Raw genomic sequence first — 21,088 nt, forward strand, 5'->3', positions numbered from 1 at the left:
CGAAAAATGACTGATTCAAAGACAGAGGGCGTTCAATCCGTCGCGCGCGCGCTCAGGCTTCTCAAAATCCTGAGTCTGAACGACGAGGGCCTGCGCGTAAGCGATATCGCGCGACAGGCAGGGCTTGCCGTATCGACCACGCATCGGTTGCTGACCACGCTGGAACTTCAGCATTTCACCCAGTTCGAGCCGGATCGCGCGCTCTGGCATGTGGGCCGAGAGGCCTTTGCCGTGGGGGCGGCCTTTGGGCGGCGGCATAATTTCGTGGCCCCTGCCCTGCCCTATCTGCGCCGGTTGCGCGATCTCACGCGCGAGACCGCCAATCTTGGCATTCTCGATCAAGACGAGCTGGTGACCATAAGCCAGGTGGAAAGCCGCGAGATCATGCGTGCGATTTCGCCGCCGGGCGGGCGGGTACCGGCCTTTTGTTCGGGGATGGGCAAGGCGATCCTGGCCACATGGGAGGACGCCGATATCGCCGCCTTCGTTGCCCGCACCGGGTTTCACCCGATGACCAAGCGCTCGCATCGGAGCCTGACCACGGCGATGGTGGACATCAAGCGCATCCGCGCACAGGGCTATGCGCTGGATGACGAGGAACATGTGACCGGCCTGCGCTGTCTGGCGGCGGTGGTGTGGTCGGCGCAGGGCGAAGCGGCCTGCGCGATCTCGGTCTCGGGGCTTGCGGCGCGCCTGCCGGATACGCGGCTTGATGCCATCGGCAAACAGGTGGCCGAAGCGGCGGATGAACTTACCGCAAAGCTTGGCGGTCATCCGCCCGGTTGATCGCCACCCAGAAAATCGGCCAGAAGCATGTTGAACAGCATGGGCTTTTCAAGGTGCGCGGCATGGGCGGTGCCGGGTAGCACAGCAAGGCGCGCATCCGCCAGCCCCTCCCAGAGCGCCTGAACCTGCGGCCAGCGATAGGACCGGTCGCCATCGCCCCATATCACCAGCGCGGGCATGGTGAGCCCGGAAAGCGCCGCGCGCCCGTCCCAATGCGCCATCGCATCCAGCGCCGCCAAAGCGGTGGCGGTGCTGGCCCGGCGGCCAAGCGAGGCGACAAGATCATATCCCCGCCCCGCGCTGCCCTGCCGAAACCATGTGGCGCCGATCCGGGCAATGGTTTCGGCCACCCCGTCGGCGCGCAGGCGCTCGCGGGAGGTCTCGATCGGCTCGAACCGGTCGGGCATCATGCCAAGCGGCCCGGTGCCATAAAGCACAAGACGCGTGACGCGATGAGGCACAAGCCGGGCCAGTTCCTGGGCGATCATGCCACCCATCGAGTGCCCCAGAAGGGTGAACTCGGTCACGTCGAGATCATCGAGAAGGGCCAGAACCGCCCGCGCGAAATCGCCGATGCGATCCGGGCCCTGCTGATCGGCATTGCCGCCGCAGCCGGGAAGATCCGGCGCGATCACGTCAAAGCCCGGCGCGAAATGCGCGATCATGTCGTGCCACTGATCGGCCCCGCCGAGATAGCCATGCACCAGCACCAGCGCCGGCCCCGACCCGGCGCGCCGATAGCTCTGCGGCACGGCGCTCAACGCATCTGGTCGGGCAGCCATAGGGCAGTCTCCGGCCAGAGGATCAGAAGCGCGATCAGCGCCACAAGCGCGCCGATAAAGGGCAGGCATCCCATGATCACATCGCCGATGGTGACCTGCCCGCGCCCGATGCCCTGAATGACATAGAGGTTAAGGCCCACGGGCGGCGTCAGCACCGCGATCTCCATGGTGATGGTATAGACCACGCCGAACCAGATCAGATCGAAGCCCGCCGCCGACATCAGCGGATAGATCGTCGGAAGGGTGATGAAGGTCATCGAGACCGGCTCAAGGAACATGCCGAGCACGATGTAGAATGCCAGCACGATGACCAGCACCACATAGGGCGACAGATCGAAGCTCAGGAAAAGTTCGGTGAATTGCTGCGGCACCCGGTAATAGGTCAGAACGAACCCGAACAGCACCCCCGCCGACAACAGCAGACCAAGATAGCCCATGGTGCGCATGGTCGCGAAAAGCGCCTCTTTAAATCCCAGCCAAGTCAGCCCGCCGATGCCAAAGGCAAGGGCCACGGTCAACAGGGCGGCCACGGCGGCGGCCTCGGTCGGGGTGGCAATACCGGCGTAAATCGCGACGGTGATCACCAGACCGATCAGCAGGATCGGCCCGACGGTGGCGAAAATCTGCATCAGCGGCATGCGCATCGCGTCTTCGCGGTTCGGAATGTCCTGCGGGCGCAGGATGCCCCAGATCAGCACCACGACGACAAAGGCCGTGACCAGGACCAACCCCGGAATGACGTCCGCGATGAACAGATCGCCAATGCTCTGATCGGTGACAATGCCGTAAAACAGCAGGATCAGGCTTGGCGGGATCAGCACCGAAAGCGTACCCCCTGCCGCCAAAACCCCGGCCGAAAGCCGCTTGCCATAGCCAAGCCGGAGCATTTCCGGCAGGGCCACACCACCAATCGTCAGCGCCCCGACCATCGACGAGCCGCAAACCGCGCCGAACCCGGCACAGGCCCCGATCGAGCCATAGGCGGCAGAGCCGCGAATGCGCACGCCCTGATGCAGGAACTGATAGAGGTTCGGACCGATCCGCGACTTGCCGATCAATTCGCCAAGAAAGACGAAAAGCGGCACCGCCAGCAGGATATAGTCGATCCACACGCCCCAGAGCTTGAGTTGCGACGACACCAGCGAGGTCTGGAAACTCTGGATTTGCCAGAGAAACGGCAAAGAGGCCGCCGCCAGTGCGAAGGGGATCGGCAGGCCGATGGCAATCAGCAGCATCAACAGCCCCAGAAGGCCAAGGCCGACTTCGTACCATTCCATGTCAGATCTCCGATTTCAGGTCGCGGGCCGGGGTCACCACCAGTCGTGCGAACCGCAATGCCGCGTAGATTGAAAACAGCACAAGCGCCGCCGCGCCCGGTGCCCAGAATGCATAGCGCGGCCAGAGCAGGATTTCCGACGAGGCCCCGGATTTGAACGCCCCCATGGTGGCCTTGATCGCCGCCAGCGAGAAGAACAGCCCCACCGCCAGCATCAGCCCCATGTTGAGCAGGGCAAAGCCCTTGCGCGCATCAGGCCCGAACCTGTCGGTCAGCATGGTCACGCGCGGATAGGCATCTTCGCGCAGCGCATAGGCAAGCCCGGCAAAGGCCACCGGAAACAGCAGGAGCGCGGTTGCCTCGGTCACCATCCGGTCGGGCGCGTTCATCGCATAGCGGGTGAATACCCCGTAACTGATCCAGACCATCTGGATCAGGACGAGCACACCCCCGAGAGCGGCCATGAAGATCACCACGCGCTCAAACAGCGCGATCGTGCGAGAGAGGGACATGAGACTGCCTCCGGTTTTGCGGGATTGGCCCGCCCCGGCATTGCCAGGGACGGGCCGAATGGGCACGGCTTATGGCGCGTGCGAGGCGAAAAGCGCGCGGATATCGCCCGCCAGATCGCCGCCACAGGCCGCATCGACCTCTTTGTCCCAAGTGCCCTGCACGCTGTCGATCAGGGCCATGCGCTGATCCTGCGGGATCGACACAGCGGCACCGCCGCCCTTCATCACCGCATTGCCAACGCGCTGATCGACCCAGTCTTCATAGCGCGGCTTGAGCCAGGTTTCGGTCTCGCTGGCGGCGGCCATCACCGCGGCCTGTTCGTCGGCACTCATGCTGTTGAACTTGTCGAGGTTCATCATGTAGTTGATATTGCCGTAAAACAGGTTGGCGTTGACCATATAGGGCATCACATCCCAGAGCTTCCAGCTTGAATAGGTGGCAACGCCCATGTTGATGCCGTCCACCACGCCGCGCTCGGCCGATTGGAACACTTCCTTGGGGGCCACGAAAACCGGCTGACCGCCCCAGGTTTCGATCATCAGGCTGACCAGCGGCCCGATCGAGCGCACGAGCTTGCCGTCAAGCTTGCCGAGATCTTCGATGCCATCCTCGAACCACCATTCCTGATCGTAGGAATAATTCGAGTTGAAGACCGGCACGAGATTGACCTTGGCCGCCTCGTCCTTGACCAGCGCGGCATAACCCGCGTCAAGCGCGACCTGATTTTCAAGATCAATCGCCACCGGGTAAAGCGAGGTCACGCGATAGCACGGCAAGCGCTCGTCGGCGGGAATCCAGCTCATGTCGGAGACACCGCCCTGAACCGCGTCAACCCCTTCGGACCAGCCATGCAGCGTGGCAGAGGGGAAGATTTCAACCTTGACGCTGCCGCCGGTCTTTTCACTGACCAGTTCGGCAAAATGCACGAAACCATCGTAGCGGATATCGGCCTCGTTCACATAGGTCGACAGACGGATCACGGTTTCCGCCGTAGCGGGTAGCGCGGTGCTCGCGAGTGCGGCGGCAACGATGGGGGCCAGCGCTTTGCTTGTAAGTGTCATGTGTCTCTCCTGTTGGGTTGAGAAGTGGGAACTGGCCGTTGGTCCGGCCTTGTTTTCATGTCTCAAGCCTAGGCAAGTGCGGCGTCAAAATGCCAATTCAAACATGGTCTGGAACTATTCCAATCTTGCATGATTTCAGAAACCACCCCATTCTGTGCTTTGAAAGCGGGGGATGGGCGATGGATATCAACTGGTTGCGGGATTTTGTCTGTCTCGGGCGCACATTGAATTTCACCCGCGCCGCGGAAGAGAGAAACATCACCCAATCCGCCTTCAGCCGCCGGATCAAATCGCTGGAAAACTGGCTTGGCGAGCCGCTGATTGATCGCGCGACCTATCCGGTGCGCCTGTCATCGGGCGGAGAGGCGTTTCTGCCGATTGCCCAGGACACCATCGCGCAGCTGACCGAGGCGCGTCAGGCGATCCGTCAGGCCGCCAGTTCCGACGCCCGCTTTCAGCGCTTTGCGGTGCTGCACGCGATTTCGCTCAATTTCCTGTCGCCGCGCCTTGGCGCACTTGAGGCGGCACACCCCGAGTTGCGCACGCGGGTAATTTCCGACAGCCTTTCAACCTGTTGCCAGTTGCTTGCCGAAGGGTCATGCGAGTTCCTCATGTATTACCGCCATCAGGACGTGGCGCCGGTGATGGACGAGACACAATTCGTGCGCAAGGATATCGGGCGCGAGATATTGCTGCCGGTGGCCGAGGCCGGTGTCGCCACCCGCAAGGGCTGGTATCTGCCGGGCAAGACCGGGCAGGACATCCCCTATCTGTCCTATGACCCCAACACCTTTCTGGGCACAGTCGTCGATCAGATCATCGGCGGTCGGACCACGTCGCTCGTGCAGCGCTACAGGGATGCGCTTGCCGAGGCTCTCAAGCGGCGCGCCCTTGGCGGCAGCGGGGTGGCCTGGCTTCCCGAAAGCTCGGTCACGCAGGAACTGGCAAGCGGGCGACTTGTGCGTGTGGGCGGGCGCGACTGGCAGGCGCGGATGACGATCTCGCTGTTTTGTTCGCCCGAGAAACTGGACGAGACCGGCCGCCTGATCTGGGAGAGTTTTCCCGAGATTTCCTAGCGCGGCCCCTGCCCCGTTCAGGTGATCAGCGCCGACAGCTCTCTTCCGGCGGCATGCATCGCCTCGCGGTATTCAAGCGCGCGGGCGATATCAAAGCGTTGCGTCGGGGCGTGGAACGACAAGGTGGCAATCAGCCGGTCATTCGTATCCAGAAGCGGCACCGCAATTGCGATCATGTCGGTCAGGAATTCCTCGCGGTCCAGCGAATAGCCCTGCTTTCTTATCGTTTCCACCTCGTCCAGAAGCATGTCGATATCGGTGATCGTGTTGGGCGTTCTGGCGACAAGATCGGTCGCCGCCAGATAGCGCTTGAGATGCGAAGGCACCAGTGAACTCAGGTACATCTTGCCGCTGGCGGTGCAATAGAACGGCACCCGCGTGCCAACCTGAAGCTGGATGCGCAGCGGCCATTCGGTCTCGATCCGTTCGACATAGACCATCGCATCGCGGTCCGGCAGCGCGATATTGCAGGTCTCGCCAATCTCTCGGCTCAGCTTTTGCAGGATCGCCTGACGGGCGGTTCTGATCCTGAGCGAGGACAGAATCCCCCCCGCCATCGTGCGCAGGCGCGGCCCCGGAGAATAGCTTCGCCCGTCGAGGTCGCGCTGCACAAAGCCTTCTTCCTCGAGCGTCATGAACAGCCGGTGAATGGTCGGCTTGGGCAGGCCAAGCTTTGCGTTCACCTCGGTCGGGGTCAACGGGACTCCGGCACGCGCCATCTCTTCGATCACGAGCAGCAATCTCAGGTTCGTCGGGATGGTATCGTGTTTGTCGCCCTCCATGCCCAGCCTTCCATCAATGTTGTGGCAATAGCACAGTCGAGAAGAACGGCACCAATGCCACCAGGATCCACACGGCTATCAATACGATAAGATAGGGCACCGTATAGCGAAGCAATCTGAAATAAGGAACGCCCGTCACGCCCGATGCGACATAAAGGTTCAGGCCATAAGGCGGGGTGATGAACCCGATCGAGGCACCGACCAGGAAGATCACCGAAAAGTGGATCGGATCAATCCCGACAGAGGCCGCAATCGGCGCCAGAATGGGGGCAAGGATGATGGTGACCGGCAGGCTTTCAAGGACCATGCCGGAAAAGAACACGATCACCATCGAGGTGAACAACACCGCGTGATAGCCGCCCATCGAGGTCACGAAATCGCCGATCACCGCCTGCGCGCCAAGCAGCGAAAGGATTTGCTGCATCACCACGGAGATCGCAATCAGCGGCGCAAGGATGCCCGAGATCTGCGCCGAGCGGACGACAATCGACGGAATGTCGCGCACCCGGAAGCCATCAACCACCAGCATTCCCGCAAAGGACCGCTCGGTCGCGGGAAGATCGCGCTGAGCGCGCATCAAGTTGTTGAGGGGATAGCTGACCAGCCCTGCGATGACGCAAAAGCCCACGGTCACGCCGGCCGCCTCGGTGGGGGAAAACTTGCCCGTGTAGATGCCCCAAAGCACGAGCCCGATGGCGAAAAACCCAAGCCATGCGCCAAAGGCGGTCTTGAGAACCCGGTTCAGTTGCAGCGGGATAAGGTGGCCCCAGCCGTTGATCCGGCAGATCACCCAACAGGCGAACTGCATCCCGACCACCATCATGGCACCGGGCAGGATACCGGCCACGAACAGCTCGGAAATCGGCAGGTTCATCAGGAACCCGTAGACGATGAAGATGATCGAGGGCGGGATGATGATCCCCACCGTGCCGCCCGCCGCCGCCGTGGCCGCGGAAAAGCGTTCGTCATAGCCGCCCTTGACCATTTCAGGATGCAGCATGGAACCGATGGTCGCCGTTGTGGCGCTGTTGGACCCCGAGATCGCGGCGAAAAGCCCGCAAGCGCCAAGCGCCGCCATCGCAAGCCCGCCCCGCATCCAGCCAAGGCAGGCATAGGCAAAATCCGAAAGCCGCCGCGCGATGCCCGACTTGTTGATCAGGTCGCCCGTGAGAATGAAAAGCGGCATCGCCAGAAGGGCAAACCCCTTGTTGAAGACGTTCAGCAATTCGGCCCCCATGTTATCGAGCGTCAGCCCGAGGACAAAGGAACAGCCGATCACCCAATAGGCAATCACCAGGAACACCGGCACGCCCATCATGAAAAAGAATGTGACCCCGACCGAGATCAATGTGACCCATGTACCGTCGGTCATGCCGGTTCCTCCCCGATGATGGCCTGCTTGATCAGCGGCTCACCCGATTTGTAATTGGCGATGTCATCCATCAGATTTTCAAGCACTCGCGCGCCCATCAGCACGAAGGCCACCGGAATGGTGATCAGGAACCACCACAGCATGATATTGTCGGTGCCGCCCACGATCTGGAAATTCGTCGCGGACAGGGCGGTCACCCGCATCGTCGCGGTAAAGACGATCACGCAGAACCCGTACCAGAGCATCGAATCAAGCACGAGACAGGCCATCTGACCGATCCGCGGCATCATTACCCGAAACTCGGCAAAGCTGAGATGGGTGCGCAGCCGCACGTTGTAGGCACAGCCATACCAGGCCATGATCATGAACAGCAGCGGCGGCACCGTGGTCGACCAGGGCACCTGTTGATTAAGGGCAAAGCGGCGGAACACTTCGACAAAGATGATCGCGGCGATCAGAAGATAGCTATAGACCATGATCGAGCGTTCCAGGTGCTTGTCGAGAAACGGCACCAGCTTGTAGAGCCAGAGCACAAGCGCCGACCCCAGCAAAAGCAGGGTGCCGCCAAACAGCCAGGCCCCCGTGGTCCGCAGGGCCTGGTTTATCTCCCAAGAATCGTTGCTGGCAAAAGCCGGGATGATGGCCCAGGCTTCGGACATGATGGACATCCGTTTCATTCCTTTTGGCTGTGGCACGCGTGGCCGCAAGTCTGGGCCGGCGCGGGTATCCCGCACCAGCCCTTTTTGACATTATCGGATGTGGCTTAGCCTTTCCACCACCGGCGCGGCTCGACATTTTCGGGCAGCATGTCGGCGGGGACTTCGCGGGCGACGTCATAGATTTCCTGATAGGTATCAAGACCACCCGACCATTTGTTCAACCGGTCGCGCCATTCCGTCCAGAGCTGGGGCTGGAACTCGGGGCTGCACATTTCCTCGGCCATCTTGATCTGATCGTCGGCGAGGAAGGCGTTGCGCACGTTGTTCTCGGCAAAGATCGTGCCGGGCAGTTGCGGGTCGCTGAAACCGACCGTTTTGACAAGTGCCGCCTCGTTTGCCGCCTGCACATGGACCTGGGCCCAATAGGCCGATTCCATGACCGCATCCTGAAGATACCCCTCCAGCCCGTCGAACACCGAAGCGTTCATCGAGGTATGCTCGGTCCCGCAGAAGAACCGCAGATCGACGCATTGGCTGACCACCGGGGACATGTTGGCATATGCCACGGCAGAGGCCCATGTTTCGGCCCCGTCAATCAGGCCCTGCTTGAGGCCGTCAAGGGTTTCTTCCCAAGCCACCGGCACCGGGTTGAGGTTCAGCGCCTGCATTGCGATTCGGCCAAGCTGTGTGCCGGTAACGCGGTTCTTGGTGCCAAACAGCTGTTCAAGCTTGGTCACGGTCGGCTTGTCTTCCCAGCTCAGGCCAAGCTGAATGCCGCGCAATTCGCAATGGCTGAAGAGGAACTTCAGACCGTGGCGCTTTTCCAGCGGGTCGCGCAGAACTTCCTGGCTCTTGGGATGATAAAGGAAATGGTACTGCGACGCGCGGCCCGGGAACATGAAAGCATAGTCGAGCACATTGAGATAGGGCGCACCACCTGCCGAGTTCTGGGTCGAGGCGGCATAGATGTCGACGATGCCCTGCTGGGTCTTTTCAACGCAGGACAGCTGACCGCAAATCTGGTTGTCGCCGATGAATTCGATGCGGATTTCGCCATCTGTACGCGACTCGAGATCACGGGCGAATTCCAGTGCCCCTGCCCGCTCGATCAGAAGGTTGCGGGCATTAAACCCCGCTGCGCCGAATTTCAGTGTATGCTTGGCGGGCTTGGAAAAGCGCCGCTCATAAGTCGATTCGGCCGCGCTCGCCAGGTTGGCAAGGCTCATTGCTCCGCCAAAGCTTCCGGCGGCAAGCAAGGTCGAGCTCATGCCATAGCGCCCCGCGATGCGGAACAGGTCCCGCCGCGAAATCTGCCCCATTTTATCTGTAATTCCCATGGTCATTCCTCCCTGAATTCCATTTTTGAGACTCTTGGTATCAAAAAATGCTAGTATAATTCTTGCAATCTGCATAGACTTTTTTTCAACAACTTTCAGGAGGGGCGCGTTTTGCAAGCGGATTATATCGTCGTCGGGGCCGGATCAGCGGGCTGTGTGATCGCCAATCGACTAAGCGCCGACCCAAGCGTGCGGGTGATTCTGCTTGAGGCAGGCGGGCGCGATCTCAATCCGTGGATCCATATCCCGGTCGGCTATTTCAAGACCATGCACGACCCCAAGGTTGACTGGTGCTACAAAACCGAACCCGACCCCGGCCTGAACGGGCGCGCGCTTGACTGGCCGCGCGGCAAGGTGCTTGGCGGGTCGTCCTCTTTGAACGGGCTGCTCTACGTGCGCGGACAGCCGCAGGATTATGACCGCTGGCAACAGATGGGCAATCGCGGCTGGGGATGGGATGACGTTCTGCCACTGTTCAAACGCTCCGAAGATCAGGAACGCGGTGCCGACGAGTTTCACGGCACCGGCGGCAACCTGTCGGTGTCCAACATGCGCATCAGCCGCCCGATCTGCGATGCCTGGGTCAAGGCGGCGCAGGCGGCAGGCTATCCGTTCAATCCCGATTACAACGGCGCGAGCCAGGAGGGCGTCGGGTATTTCCAGCTCACCACGCGCAACGGCTTTCGCTGTTCTTCGGCGGTGGCCTTTCTAAACCCTGCCCGCAAACGCGAAAACCTCACCATTCTCACCCGTGCACAGGTCAAGGAACTTACCTTCGAGGGGCGCCGCGTTACCGGCCTTGTCTATCGTGATCGGGCCGGTGCAGAGCATAAGATCACTGCCCGCCAAGAGGTGATTCTCTCGGCCGGTGCGATCAATTCGCCGCAAATCCTCATGGTGTCGGGGCTTGGGCCCGCCGATCACCTGGCCGAGCACGGCATCACCGTGCGCCATGATCTTCCCGGCGTGGGCCAGAACCTTCAGGACCATTTGCAGGCGCGGCTTGTGTTCAAATGCAACCAGGCGACTTTGAATGACGAGGTCCGCAGCCTGTTCAACAAGGCACGGATCGCGTTGAAATATGCGATGTCGCGCTCGGGGCCGATGGCGATGGCCGCAAGCCTTGCCACCGGTTTCATGCGCACCGGCGATCATGTCGACACCCCCGACATCCAGTTCCACGTTCAGCCCTGGTCCGCCGACAGCCCCGGCGAGGGCGTGCATCCGTTTTCGGCCTTTACGATGTCGGTCTGTCAGCTGCGCCCCGAGAGCCGGGGACAGATCCGCCTCGCCTCGGGTGATCCGCGTGTCTATCCCAAGATTCATCCCAACTATCTTGCGACCGACACCGATTGCCGCACCATTGTCGAGGGCATCAAGATTGCCCGCCGGATTGCCAAACATGCCCCGCTGAGCGGGATGATTTCATCCGAATTCCGCCCCGACGCCAGCCTTGAGCTTGACGATGACGCAGGCACGCTTGACTGGGCGCGCAATTTCTCGACGACGATCTATCACCCGACCGGCACCTGCAAGATGGGTCAGGGCCCGGATGCGGTGGTTGACGAACGCCTGCGCGTGCACGGCGTGACCGGTCTTCGGGTGGCGGATTGCTCGATCATGCCGGAAATCGTGTCGGGCAACACCAATGCGCCCGCGATCATGATCGGTGAAAAACTATCGCAAATGGTGCTTGAAGACCGCAAGCAAGACGCGATGAGCGCCTGAGGCGCACAAGTCTCTGTTCTGTCTGGGAAAATTCCGGGGCTGATCGCCCCGGTGCCTGTCCGGCCCGCTGTCGCGAAGGGCGACAGGCCGTCCTGAAGTGGTGCGGTCGGAGAGACTCGAACTCTCACGGGTGTTACCCCACAGCGACCTCAACGCTGCGCGTCTACCATTCCGCCACGACCGCACGTGATCAGGTAGGTTCGCGCCGTATAAGCAAACTGGCGGGGCTTGTGAAGGGGCAAAACACATTGCCCCCACAGTTTTTCATTCCAGAGGGATTTGCCTCATTCCAGCGTAAAGGTCGGCAGCGCCGAAGCCGGTTGGACAGCCTGCGATCCGCCCGCGTCATTTGCCCCATCCGCGGGGAATGCCGCCTTGCGGATAAGACCCGTGCGCTCTGTATTTCCAGGTGCAAATGCAGGCTCTGCGCCACGCTCCACGGCCTCGACCGCGCCCCTGTACCATGCCAGTGCCAGATCCGGGCGCCGCGTCGTGCCAAAGCCTTCGCTCAGGTGGTGGCCCATCAATTCGGCGTAAACCTCTTCGCCAAGCGCCGTCAGCAACAGGGCCGAGCCGAGCGCGACGTTCATATTGTCGATCCGGTATCCCACCGACAAACAGATCTTGGCCGTCCCTGATAGCTGCGCCGGTGACTGGCCGGATTGCAAAACGAATCCACGAACCTCGCGCACGACCTCGTCTTTCGTATTCAACGACAGGGCCGCCACGTGATCACGCATTGCCGGACCAAAGGCGCGGCACTGGTCTTCAAGTTGTGCGGCAGACACCCCCTTGAGGCCCGCCGCCATGGTTTCACCCTCGGCAATCGCATAGGTCCGGGCCAGGCAGAACTGTTCGTTCAACGCAAAGCGTGGATCGGTCAGCGAGGCCTCGGTAACGAAGCCGCCGTTCGAATTGGTCAGCAAGCTGATCTGATTGCAATGCGAGGCCAGCGACGGGCCATCGCCGCCGGACGCCATCAGATTCGGCAGCGAGGCCAACCCCGTTTCAGGCTGTGCCGCCTGTGCCTCGTCCGGAACCGCCGCCATCGCGGGGGCCTGCGCCGCGGGGTTGGTGACAGCAGGAGCCGCGGTAAAGGTTTGCGGCGCGCCGACGGCCTCGTCACGATAGGCATGCAGCAACCCGCGCGTGCCCTGGCCGCGTTGCGCGATCAACTGTGCGGTGGTGGCCCCACTGCTTTGCGCCCGGTAATAGGAACTGATCAGAAACTGACGTTCATAATCGGCAAGATATCCCGTCACCGGATAGCCCATATGCGCCTGAAACTGGGACACGGCATTGCGCGTGTTGCGCCCGCGGATGCCATCCGGCGTGCCCGCTGGGAAGCCGAAGTAATTGAGCGAGGTCTGTTCTTCACGCACCTGTTGACGGCTCACCGAATCGACCGGCGCCCGATAGATCGTGCGAGGGGCTGTGGTGGTCGCGCGCTTGCGTTCCCGCGCCTTGGCGCTTTCGTTCACGATGACGCCACTTACCGCGCCGCCGACAAGGCCCCCAACCAGGCCATCGGCGAAATCCGCAGCCGCACGCGTTCCGGGCATCGCAACCATGCTGGCCGCCACAGCGCTCATCACAAATCGCTTTGTAAACATCTCCCATCTCCTTTAATCTGGCTCGACAAGACTTTATTCGATGATAGCATAACTCCCCCGCCGGACATGAGCAGAGTCTCGCATTGCCCCTTAAAACACCAATCACAATTGATAAAACCGGCGTTGAATGGCACCGCTCGGAAGGGCTTGTCCCCTATCTTTCAGCGGTTGCCGCGATGGAAGACCGGGCCGAGCGAATCGCCAGGGGCGAAGCGCCCGAGGCGATCTGGCTGTTGGAACATCCGCCGCTTTACACAGCCGGCACGTCGGCCAAGCCCGCTGATCTGACCGATCCGGACCGGTTTCCGGTCTACCCGTCCAGGCGCGGCGGGCAGTATACCTATCATGGGCCCGGACAACGCGTGGTCTATGTGATGCTTGATGCGGGCAAGCGCGGGCGTGATGTGCGCCGCTTCGTGCAGCAGCTTGAGGCATGGGTGATCGCAACCCTCGCCGAATTCAACGTCACCGGCGAAATCCGCGAGGGGCGCGTCGGGGTCTGGGTGACGCGCGACGACAAGCCGCTGACCGCCGCCGGGCAGCCCGCCGAAGACAAGATCGCCGCCATCGGCATCCGCCTGCGCAAATGGATCAGCTTTCATGGCATCTCGATCAATGTTGAACCTGATCTGGAGCATTTCAGCGGCATCGTGCCCTGTGGAATCACCGAACACGGCGTGACAAGTCTTGTCGATCTGGGCCTTCCGGTGGGTATGGACGATCTGGATGTGGCGTTACGCCGCTGCTTTGCCCGGACCTTTTGAGGGGGCGGCGCGCCGCCGATGCAAACTTCAAGGTTGCAAGCCCTCAGGGCCGGGCTATGGTTATGGCCAGACGCACGGACCAACATGCTAATGAGGTACCTTATGAAGACCATTCTTGCAGCTTCCGCCACGCTCATTGCGCTAGGCCTTCCCGCGCTTGCCGAGGGCGACGCCGCCAAGGGCGAGAAAGAATTCAGAAAATGCAAAGCCTGCCACATGATCGCATCCGATAGCGAAACGATCGTGAAAGGCGGCAAGACCGGCCCCAATCTTTATGGCGTCGTCGGCCGCACTGCGGGCTCTGACGAGGGGTTCAAATACTCCGACGGTCTCGCCGCAAAGGGCGAAGAAGGACTTGTCTGGGACGAGGCAGAGCTTGCCGCGTTCATCACAGACCCCAGCGATTACCTTGGCAGCCGCTCCAAAATGACCTTCAAACTCAGGAAAGGCGCCGAGGATGTGGCGGCCTATCTGGCGACCTTCTCGGAATAAGCGACGCCCTGGACACCATCGGAAACGCCGCGCAGAGCCACCTTTGCGCGGCGCTTTCATGTCCGGCGCCCAAGCCCGCGAGACGCGACAACCACGCCGCCGGTGCGCCCCTGCCCCCGACGTCATGCTTTTGCACATAGGATAGGCTTTTGCCGGGTCGCGCCATTTCAATGCGTGACGGGGCTTGCCCCGCTATCCGCAAGGGGGTGCGACAAAATTCTTTGATTTGGATCAAATTCGCGCATTGCCGCGCCCGGGCATCCGCTTTAAAACCAATAGGGATCACAGGCGTGTGAGAACGGCTCTCACCCCGCGCCTAGCAACACACCAGCAGGAGGCAAACAATGGCAGATGCAGCCATTCACGGCCACGAGCACGAAGATCAGCGCGGGTTTTTTACCCGTTGGTTCATGTCCACGAACCACAAGGATATCGGTATCCTTTACCTGGTCGTTTCGGCAATCGTCGGCCTGATTTCGGTTCTTTTCACCGTCTACATGCGGATGGAACTCATGGAGCCGGGCGTTCAATACATGTGCCTTGAAGGCGCACGTTTCATCGCTCAGGCAACGGCGGATTGTACGCCAAACGGCCACCTCTGGAACGTCATGATCACCTATCATGGTGTTTTGATGATGTTCTTCGTTGTTATCCCCGCGCTTTTCGGCGGCTTCGGCAACTACTTCATGCCGCTGCAAATCGGCGCGCCGGACATGGCGTTCCCGCGGATGAACAACCTGTCCTTCTGGCTTTATGTTGCAGGTACCTCGCTTGGTGTGGCCTCGCTTCTGGCGCCGGGCGGCAACGGTCAGCTTGGCTCGGGCGTGGGCTGGGTTCTTTACCCGCCGCTGTCGGTCAACGAGGGCGGCATGTCGATGGATCTGGCGATTTTTGCCGTGCACGTTTCGGGCGCAAGCTCGATCCTGGGCGCGATCAACATGATCACCACCTTCCTGAACATGCGTGCACCTGGCATGACCCTGTTCAAGGTTCCGCTGTTTGCATGGTCGATCTTCGTCACAGCCTGGCTGATCCTGCTGTCGCTGCCGGTTCTGGCGGGCGCCATCACCATGCTGCTGACCGACCGCAACTTTGGCACCACCTTCTTTGATCCTGCGGGGGGCGGCGACCCGATCCTCTATCAGCACATCCTGTGGTTCTTTGGTCACCCCGAAGTGTATATCATCATCCTTCCGGGCTTTGGCATCATCAGCCACGTGATCGCCACCTTCTCGCGCAAGCCGATCTTTGGCTACCTGCCGATGGTCTGGGCGCTGATCGCGATCGGTGTTCTCGGCTTCGTCGTCTGGGCGCACCACATGTACACCGTCGGCATGTCGCTGACCCAGCAGTCCTATTTCATGCTGGCCACGATGGTGATCGCGGTGCCAACCGGCGTGAAGGTGTTCAGCTGGATCGCCACCATGTGGGGCGGCTCGATCGAGTTCAAGACGCCGATGCTCTGGGCGTTCGGCTTCCTGTTCCTGTTCACCGTTGGCGGCGTGACCGGCATTGTCCTTAGCCAGGCGGCTGTGGACCGGGCCTATCACGACACCTATTACGTGATCGCGCACTTCCACTATGTAATGAGCCTTGGCGCCGTCTTCGCGATCTTTGCCGGCATCTATTTCTACTTCGGCAAGATGACCGGGCGGATGATTCCGGAATGGGCCGGCAAGCTGCACTTCTGGGCAATGTTCATCGGTGCGAACCTCACTTTCTTCCCGCAGCACTTCCTTGGCCGCCAGGGCATGCCGCGCCGCTATATCGACTATCCCGAGGCCTTCGCCTTCTGGAACTACTGGTCGTCGGTCGGTGCGTTCATCTCCTTCGCCAGCTTCGTGTTCTTCTTTGGCCTCGTGATCTACACGCTGATGCGTGGCGCCAAGATCACCGAGAACAACTATTGGAACGAATACGCCGATACGCTGGAATGGACCCTGCCCTCGCCGCCGCCCGAACATACGTTCGAGCAGCTTCCCAAGCGCGAAGACTGGGACAAGGCCGCGGCCCACTAAGCCCCGGCTGACATAAAAACATAGGACAGGCCCCGGAACACTCCGGGGCCTGTTGCATTTCAGGGCAGATAAGACCGACGCGCGGCCATGCGCTATAGCCCCGTCAGCGCGAAATACCCGCCAGCCCCCAAAAGCAACGCCCCCGTCCCCCGCGTCAGCCAACGGCTATGCGGCAAGGTCTTTTCCGCCAGCACATAGAACGCCAGCCCGACAATCCACCACAGGTTCATGATACCGCCCACGAACAACAGCGCCATCAGCGCCCAACAACATCCCAGGCAATAGACCCCATGATACGCGCCCAATCTTAACGCCCCTCCCCGCCCCGGCCGATTATGGGTCGTGAGAAATTTCGCCGGTGACTGGCAATGGCTCAGACAGGCATCCTTGAGGCCCGAGAACTGAAAGAGGCCGGCCATCAAAAGGATCCCCCCCGCGCTCAGGCGCGAGTTCAGCCGCATCAGCCCGTCATTCATCAATCCGATTTGCCCCAGGGCCCATTGCAGGCCCGTCGCCAGAAGGCTGAACGCCGCCCATACAAACAGATAGCCCAGCAGGAACCACAAGGTCAGGGCAGTTGCCTGCACCCGTTCCGTGCCAAGGCGTTTGACGGCTGCATATAACAACAAGGCAGGCGCTGCGCTTGGCGTCATCATGGCAATCATCATCACCCACCACATGAAGAACACGAGCAGGCCATGCGACAGTGACCATGCCATCCCCATCGGCATCGCCTTGCCTGCCCCTGCCCCCGGCGCCATCCGCGTCACGTCCAGTGCCGACATATCCATGCCGACCCCCATGACGGTATATGCCCCGGCCAGGGCGACGATCACTGCCACGGCAACCAGGACAATGGATCGGTCCCGGCGCAAAAGCCGCTCAACCGGTCCCGGGGTCATGTCTTTTGGGCTCATCGCCCGCTCACGCCCTGACGACGCCCTCGCCGGTCAGATGCAGACTGGCAAAATGCGCATGGGTGCCATTGTTCTTCGGCAGATCAATCGCGCCTCCCAGGGTTTTTGTCGCGCCGCTCGCCAGCTCTGCCGTGGCAAACTCAAAGCCATGCGGCAGGTTGATCGAAATCCTGTGCGGCTCGCCGGTCAGGATATGCGGAATCGGCTTGGCCGCCAGTTCGAATACACCGTCAACAGAGACCTGCGCCTTGCGCTCTTCGAGATCCATCTTACTCGAGATCGGCGCAGTCAGAGTGTCATGCTTGGTCGGGCACATTGCACTAAAGACAAACCACATCGTGGCCATCTCTTTCGTGTCCTGCCCGGTCATGATCTTTTCAAGCGCCAAGCGTTGCGCGTCATCGGCGCGCTCGTCGATGATCAACTGCATCTCGCCGTCGCCTTCGTGAATGGCGCCGGGCCATTTGTACACGGCCGCGGCCCGCAGGCCATCCAGGTTTGTGTTGCCATGGTGGCCTTTCTTGATGTCATAAACTACCGCTGCCTCGCAGCTGCCATCCGTGGGCAGTACCCCGAATTGGCAGGGGCATCCGAAATTGCAGTTACAATTGGCAACCTCTTGCCCCTGAATACTCCAGTCAGTCATGGTTTCCCCCAAAATTGAAACAGTTAATGGACGGCCTGCCGTCGCGGCGGCCGTTTGGAACAAACGCCACTTGTCACCTGGATATTTAACAATGTTACTTTGAGACCGCTAAACTACCACATACGCCTTCAAAAATACACTAACTTTCAATGACTTAACCTAGGATAGAGGGTTCGCCGCCTGAAAACATCCCGTGGTTGCGATCGGACGCCCCTTGCGTCGGGCATCACAAAGCAAGGGGCCGAATGTTGCAAATCAGGCCTTCTTTGCCGCTTTAGGCCATGCTACACCCCCACGGATGTGCAGGATGGGCCCTGCCGTACGCCTTAACCGGAGCGCCCTATGAGCCATGAAATCCGCCTCGCCTTTGAACACCCGTCCGAGCGCGCGCATGCCACTGCGCCCGACGGCCCGCTTGACCGCATTTCGGTGCGCGATCATGTGGTCGAGGTCGAGATCGGCGCCTTTCAGGCCGAGCGCGGCACCACGCAACGAATCTCGTTCAGCGTCGTCGTCGAGGTCCGCCCCATAACGGACCCGGTTGATGACGATGTCGACCGCATCCTGAGCTATGACAAGGTGACCGAGGCGATCGCCGCAGAGCTGGCTGCGGAACGGCTCAATCTTCTGGAAACCCTGGCCGAGCGGATCGCCGAACGCATCCTGTTTGAACCGCAGGCGGTCCGCACCTTCGTGCGCATCGAAAAGCTTGATCGTGGCCCCGGCGCGCTTGGCGTTGAAATCGTCCGCTCGGTCGATGACCTGGCAACCAAGCCGGCAAGCCCGCACGCGGACACCACACCGCACCCGCATGTGGTGTTCCTGAGCAATGCCGCCGTCCGCTCGCCCAATCTGGCGCGCTGGCTGGATCAGCTCGACGCGCGCGCCGAACCGGTGATCCTCTGCGTCGGGCGCGCTGACGAACGCGCGCCACAGACCGGCCACCGCATGACCCAGCGTCGGGTCGATCTTCTGGCGATGGAACAGAACGCCTGGGTGCTGGCCGGTCGCGATGATCGCTGTGTCGTGGTTGCCACCCGGACCGAACTTGACTGGGCCATGAAGAACGGCCAGGTCAGCGTCTGGGCCCCCTCGAAAATCGTGCTGGATGCGGTCGACGGGCCCGGTGTCGGCACCGATGATCCGGTCGCCCTCGCGGCCTGGTTCGCGGGCCATGTCGAGGCCTCTGACCTGCTTGTCATCGGCGGGGCCGCGCCGAAGTCCTGCCCGGTGGTGGTTGGCCTTCAGGACATCGCACAGTCGGGACTCTGAGCATGGCGACGCCCTATTTCCGACCTATCGCACGCACCGATCATGCCCGCCCTGCGGGCGCTCAGCGCCTTGCCGGTGGCTGGTGCTGGTTTGACACGGTAGAGGTATTGCACCGCGATGCGCCGTCTTACCTGATGCCCGCCGCAGACCTGCCCCAAGACGTGCTTGATCGCCTCTGTGCGCCGCGCGTACCGCTTGCCGGGATCGGCTTTGATACACCGCGCATCATGGGCATCCTCAACGTCACCCCCGACAGCTTTTCCGACGGCGGTCAGCATTTCGATCCCGCCGTCGCCATCGCCCATGCAAGCGCCATGGCCGATCAGGGCGCAGCGATGATTGATGTGGGCGGTGAATCCACCCGCCCCGGCGCACCTGCCGTCGCGATCGAAGATGAAATCGCGCGCACCGCACCGGTGATTGCCGCGATCCGGGCACAGATCGCCACGCCTATCTCGATTGACACCCGCAAGGCCCCGGTCGCGCGCGCCGCCCATGCCGCAGGGGCCAATCTGATCAATGATGTGGCCGGGCTTACCTATGATTCCGACCTTGCACCCTATGCCGTGGAAAGCGGCCTGCCGGTTTGTATCATGCATGCCCAGGGCACGCCCGAAACCATGCAGCGTGACCCGCGCTATGACAACGTGATCCTTGATGTCTATGACTGGCTTGCCGCGCGGATCGACGCGCTTGAAAGCACCGGCATCGCCCGCGCGATGATCATGACCGATCCGGGCATCGGCTTTGGCAAGACGCAGGCGCATAACCTTGCCCTGCTGCAAAACCTGTCGCTGTTTCACGCGCTTGGCTGTCCGATCCTGCTTGGGGCGTCGCGCAAGCGCTTTATCGGCGACCTGAGCCAGACCCCGCTTGCCGCCGACCGCGTGCCCGGTTCTTTGGCGGTGGCGCTTTGCGGCGTGGCGCAGGGCGTGCAGATGCTGCGCGTGCATGACGTGGCCGAAACCCGTGCCGCGCTGAAACTCTGGCAGGCGGCGACCTATGGCGCCTCAGCCGCGCCCGAATAACCGCCGAAGCGCGCCGTATTGGCTAAGTGCGACCCCGCAGAGGATCAGTGACAGCGCCATCAAAAGGCTTGGCGGCAACGGCTCTGACAGTATCAGGGCGCCAAGGGCCACCGACCAGACCGGCACCTGGTAATTTACCAGTGACATGAACACCGGCCCCGCCGAGCGGATCACCAGCACCCGCAAAAGGCTTGCCCCCGCCGTTGGCACCAAGCCCAGAAAGATCAGCACATAGAACGTCTTGCGATCGGTCGCGGGCGGCGCGCCCTCGACCCAAAAGGCCGCGGCGATCACGATCACCGCCCCGATCAACAGGGTCACCGCATTCAATCCGATCGGATCGACCTTGGGCAGGCTGCGCATCTGAACCGAGCTTAGCGCATAGCACCCCGCCGCCCCAAGACAGGCCAGGCGGCCAAGCGGTTCCATCACGTTGCCGGTGGTTTCAAAGGCCTGCCCGCCGATCAGCAGCACGACGCCGACAAAGCCGATGACAAAGCCGATCACCTTGCGCAGGTTAAGGCGCTCGCCCGGCACCATGAAATGCGCCAGCGGCAAGACCATCAGAGCCACCGCCGCCATCGAGACCCCGGCAAAGCCAGACGTCACCGATTGAAGCCCCCAGCTGAGCAACATGAAGGGCACCGCGCTGCTCAGGGCGCCGATGACCAGAAGGTTGAAGATGTTAGCGTTTCCAAGCGGTTCCTCGAACAACTTAAAGTCACGCAGCCCCCAGATTGCCAGCATCAACAGGGTTGCAAAGCCAATACGCGCCGCCGCAAGCCAGAACGGCGTGATCCCCTCAAGGGCCACCGACATTACCAGGAATGTTGCGCCCCAGACCAACCCGAGGGCGCCCACCATGGCCCAGCTTTTTCCGGTTATCTCAGGCATTTGTGCGGCTTTCTTCAGGGGTGGAATGAAAAGACCCCGGCACTCTGCCGGGGTCAATCCGATTTACGTCAC

Annotated in this window: 20 protein-coding genes and 1 tRNA gene; 8 read left to right on the forward strand and 13 right to left on the reverse strand. The window is 61.3% G+C overall.

Features of this window, described 5'->3' with window-relative positions:
• The first annotated feature begins 6 nt into the window (after nucleotides 1–6).
• Complete coding sequence (locus QZ522_RS02050; RefSeq protein ID WP_294606924.1) at nucleotides 7–786, forward strand: IclR family transcriptional regulator; 780 nt, start codon at nucleotides 7–9, stop codon at nucleotides 784–786.
• Here QZ522_RS02050 and QZ522_RS02055 read toward each other — a convergent pair.
• The 4 genes from QZ522_RS02055 to QZ522_RS02070 form a co-directional block, all read right to left on the reverse strand.
• Nucleotides 771–1,568, reverse strand: coding sequence for an alpha/beta fold hydrolase (locus QZ522_RS02055; protein ID WP_294606925.1), 798 nt, complete (start codon nucleotides 1,566–1,568; stop codon nucleotides 771–773). The two genes, QZ522_RS02050 and QZ522_RS02055, sit on opposite strands and share 16 nt — an antisense overlap.
• A complete protein-coding gene (locus QZ522_RS02060; protein WP_294606927.1) occupies nucleotides 1,544–2,845 on the reverse strand; it encodes a TRAP transporter large permease in 1,302 nt (433 codons plus the stop codon). The genes QZ522_RS02055 and QZ522_RS02060 overlap by 25 nt, the downstream gene beginning before the upstream one ends.
• A 1-nt stretch (nucleotide 2,846) precedes the next feature.
• Complete coding sequence (locus QZ522_RS02065; RefSeq protein WP_294606929.1) at nucleotides 2,847–3,356, reverse strand: TRAP transporter small permease; 510 nt, start codon at nucleotides 3,354–3,356, stop codon at nucleotides 2,847–2,849.
• A gap of 69 nt (nucleotides 3,357–3,425) precedes the next feature.
• Complete coding sequence (locus QZ522_RS02070) at nucleotides 3,426–4,418, reverse strand: C4-dicarboxylate ABC transporter substrate-binding protein (RefSeq protein ID WP_294606931.1); 993 nt, start codon at nucleotides 4,416–4,418, stop codon at nucleotides 3,426–3,428.
• A 179-nt stretch (nucleotides 4,419–4,597) separates the two neighbouring features.
• Between QZ522_RS02070 and QZ522_RS02075 the strand changes: the two genes are divergently transcribed.
• Nucleotides 4,598–5,494, forward strand: a complete 897-nt coding sequence (locus QZ522_RS02075; RefSeq protein ID WP_294606933.1) for a LysR family transcriptional regulator — start codon at nucleotides 4,598–4,600, stop codon at nucleotides 5,492–5,494.
• A gap of 17 nt (nucleotides 5,495–5,511) precedes the next feature.
• Here the strand turns inward: QZ522_RS02075 and QZ522_RS02080 are convergent, their stop codons facing one another.
• From QZ522_RS02080 to QZ522_RS02095, 4 genes are all read right to left on the reverse strand, one after another.
• Nucleotides 5,512–6,276, reverse strand: a complete 765-nt coding sequence (locus tag QZ522_RS02080; protein ID WP_294606935.1) for an IclR family transcriptional regulator — start codon at nucleotides 6,274–6,276, stop codon at nucleotides 5,512–5,514.
• Nucleotides 6,277–6,289: 13 nt separating this feature from the next.
• Nucleotides 6,290–7,648: a TRAP transporter large permease gene (locus tag QZ522_RS02085; protein WP_294606936.1), complete on the reverse strand. Its 1,359-nt coding sequence runs from the start codon at nucleotides 7,646–7,648 to the stop codon at nucleotides 6,290–6,292.
• Nucleotides 7,645–8,316 (reverse strand): TRAP transporter small permease subunit, encoded by a 672-nt coding sequence (locus tag QZ522_RS02090; protein WP_294606938.1) that lies wholly within the window; start codon nucleotides 8,314–8,316, stop codon nucleotides 7,645–7,647. The genes QZ522_RS02085 and QZ522_RS02090 overlap by 4 nt, the downstream gene beginning before the upstream one ends.
• A gap of 95 nt (nucleotides 8,317–8,411) precedes the next feature.
• Nucleotides 8,412–9,644: a TRAP transporter substrate-binding protein gene (locus tag QZ522_RS02095; RefSeq protein ID WP_294606940.1), complete on the reverse strand. Its 1,233-nt coding sequence runs from the start codon at nucleotides 9,642–9,644 to the stop codon at nucleotides 8,412–8,414.
• Between the two features lie 111 nt (nucleotides 9,645–9,755).
• Here QZ522_RS02095 and QZ522_RS02100 point away from each other — a divergent pair, with 111 nt between their 5' ends.
• Nucleotides 9,756–11,372, forward strand: a complete 1,617-nt coding sequence (locus QZ522_RS02100) for a choline dehydrogenase (RefSeq protein ID WP_294606942.1) — start codon at nucleotides 9,756–9,758, stop codon at nucleotides 11,370–11,372.
• A 98-nt stretch (nucleotides 11,373–11,470) separates the two neighbouring features.
• Here QZ522_RS02100 and QZ522_RS02105 read toward each other — a convergent pair.
• Nucleotides 11,471–11,556 (reverse strand) — tRNA-Leu (locus QZ522_RS02105).
• 100 nt (nucleotides 11,557–11,656) lie between these two features.
• Entirely contained in the window at nucleotides 11,657–12,985 is a 1,329-nt protein-coding gene (locus tag QZ522_RS02110) for a peptidoglycan-binding domain-containing protein (protein ID WP_294606945.1), read from the reverse strand.
• An 83-nt stretch (nucleotides 12,986–13,068) separates the two neighbouring features.
• Between QZ522_RS02110 and lipB the strand changes: the two genes are divergently transcribed.
• The 3 genes from lipB to ctaD all read left to right on the forward strand — a co-directional run bounded on the left by lipB (nucleotide 13,069) and on the right by ctaD (nucleotide 16,259).
• Complete coding sequence (lipB, locus tag QZ522_RS02115; protein WP_294606947.1) at nucleotides 13,069–13,749, forward strand: lipoyl(octanoyl) transferase LipB; 681 nt, start codon at nucleotides 13,069–13,071, stop codon at nucleotides 13,747–13,749.
• A 102-nt stretch (nucleotides 13,750–13,851) separates the two neighbouring features.
• Complete coding sequence (locus tag QZ522_RS02120) at nucleotides 13,852–14,241, forward strand: c-type cytochrome (protein WP_294606949.1); 390 nt, start codon at nucleotides 13,852–13,854, stop codon at nucleotides 14,239–14,241.
• 344 nt (nucleotides 14,242–14,585) lie between these two features.
• A complete protein-coding gene (ctaD, locus tag QZ522_RS02125; protein WP_294606951.1) occupies nucleotides 14,586–16,259 on the forward strand; it encodes a cytochrome c oxidase subunit I in 1,674 nt (557 codons plus the stop codon).
• Between the two features lie 92 nt (nucleotides 16,260–16,351).
• Here the strand turns inward: ctaD and QZ522_RS02130 are convergent, their stop codons facing one another.
• The gene (locus tag QZ522_RS02130) at nucleotides 16,352–17,161 is read right to left on the reverse strand and encodes a DUF2182 domain-containing protein (protein WP_294606953.1); all 810 of its coding nucleotides are present in this window, start codon (nucleotides 17,159–17,161) and stop codon (nucleotides 16,352–16,354) included.
• A 22-nt stretch (nucleotides 17,162–17,183) separates the two neighbouring features.
• Nucleotides 17,184–17,822, reverse strand: coding sequence for a DUF1326 domain-containing protein (locus tag QZ522_RS02135; RefSeq protein ID WP_294606955.1), 639 nt, complete (start codon nucleotides 17,820–17,822; stop codon nucleotides 17,184–17,186).
• A gap of 342 nt (nucleotides 17,823–18,164) precedes the next feature.
• Between QZ522_RS02135 and QZ522_RS02140 the strand changes: the two genes are divergently transcribed.
• Nucleotides 18,165–19,094: a dihydroneopterin aldolase gene (locus tag QZ522_RS02140; protein ID WP_294606956.1), complete on the forward strand. Its 930-nt coding sequence runs from the start codon at nucleotides 18,165–18,167 to the stop codon at nucleotides 19,092–19,094.
• Nucleotides 19,095–19,096: 2 nt separating this feature from the next.
• Entirely contained in the window at nucleotides 19,097–20,122 is a 1,026-nt protein-coding gene (gene folP, locus QZ522_RS02145) for a dihydropteroate synthase (protein WP_294606958.1), read from the forward strand.
• Here folP and QZ522_RS02150 read toward each other — a convergent pair.
• Nucleotides 20,105–21,016, reverse strand: coding sequence for a DMT family transporter (locus QZ522_RS02150; RefSeq protein WP_294606960.1), 912 nt, complete (start codon nucleotides 21,014–21,016; stop codon nucleotides 20,105–20,107). The genes folP and QZ522_RS02150 overlap by 18 nt on opposite strands.
• Between the last annotated feature and the right edge of the window lie 72 nt (nucleotides 21,017–21,088).

This window comes from uncultured Roseovarius sp. (assembly GCF_913054395.1).
GTDB lineage: Bacteria > Pseudomonadota > Alphaproteobacteria > Rhodobacterales > Rhodobacteraceae > Roseovarius.

What these genes read in the sequence shown, in the direction of transcription:
- QZ522_RS02095 (WP_294606940.1), bottom strand. Translation starts at nt 9,644, where the DNA reads ATGGGAATTACAGATAAAATGGGGCAGATTTCGCGGCGGGACCTGTTC.
- QZ522_RS02110 (WP_294606945.1), bottom strand. Translation starts at nt 12,985, where the DNA reads ATGTTTACAAAGCGATTTGTGATGAGCGCTGTGGCGGCCAGCATGGTT.
- QZ522_RS02140 (WP_294606956.1), top strand. Translation starts at nt 18,165, where the DNA reads ATGAGCCATGAAATCCGCCTCGCCTTTGAACACCCGTCCGAGCGCGCG.
- QZ522_RS02050 (WP_294606924.1), top strand. Translation starts at nt 7, where the DNA reads ATGACTGATTCAAAGACAGAGGGCGTTCAATCCGTCGCGCGCGCGCTC.
- QZ522_RS02080 (WP_294606935.1), bottom strand. Translation starts at nt 6,276, where the DNA reads ATGGAGGGCGACAAACACGATACCATCCCGACGAACCTGAGATTGCTG.
- folP (WP_294606958.1), top strand. Translation starts at nt 19,097, where the DNA reads ATGGCGACGCCCTATTTCCGACCTATCGCACGCACCGATCATGCCCGC.
- QZ522_RS02130 (WP_294606953.1), bottom strand. Translation starts at nt 17,161, where the DNA reads ATGACCCCGGGACCGGTTGAGCGGCTTTTGCGCCGGGACCGATCCATT.
- QZ522_RS02090 (WP_294606938.1), bottom strand. Translation starts at nt 8,316, where the DNA reads ATGTCCATCATGTCCGAAGCCTGGGCCATCATCCCGGCTTTTGCCAGC.
- QZ522_RS02120 (WP_294606949.1), top strand. Translation starts at nt 13,852, where the DNA reads ATGAAGACCATTCTTGCAGCTTCCGCCACGCTCATTGCGCTAGGCCTT.
- QZ522_RS02055 (WP_294606925.1), bottom strand. Translation starts at nt 1,568, where the DNA reads ATGGCTGCCCGACCAGATGCGTTGAGCGCCGTGCCGCAGAGCTATCGG.
- QZ522_RS02070 (WP_294606931.1), bottom strand. Translation starts at nt 4,418, where the DNA reads ATGACACTTACAAGCAAAGCGCTGGCCCCCATCGTTGCCGCCGCACTC.
- QZ522_RS02075 (WP_294606933.1), top strand. Translation starts at nt 4,598, where the DNA reads ATGGATATCAACTGGTTGCGGGATTTTGTCTGTCTCGGGCGCACATTG.
- QZ522_RS02150 (WP_294606960.1), bottom strand. Translation starts at nt 21,016, where the DNA reads ATGCCTGAGATAACCGGAAAAAGCTGGGCCATGGTGGGCGCCCTCGGG.
- QZ522_RS02085 (WP_294606936.1), bottom strand. Translation starts at nt 7,648, where the DNA reads ATGACCGACGGTACATGGGTCACATTGATCTCGGTCGGGGTCACATTC.
- QZ522_RS02065 (WP_294606929.1), bottom strand. Translation starts at nt 3,356, where the DNA reads ATGTCCCTCTCTCGCACGATCGCGCTGTTTGAGCGCGTGGTGATCTTC.
- QZ522_RS02135 (WP_294606955.1), bottom strand. Translation starts at nt 17,822, where the DNA reads ATGACTGACTGGAGTATTCAGGGGCAAGAGGTTGCCAATTGTAACTGC.
- QZ522_RS02060 (WP_294606927.1), bottom strand. Translation starts at nt 2,845, where the DNA reads ATGGAATGGTACGAAGTCGGCCTTGGCCTTCTGGGGCTGTTGATGCTG.
- ctaD (WP_294606951.1), top strand. Translation starts at nt 14,586, where the DNA reads ATGGCAGATGCAGCCATTCACGGCCACGAGCACGAAGATCAGCGCGGG.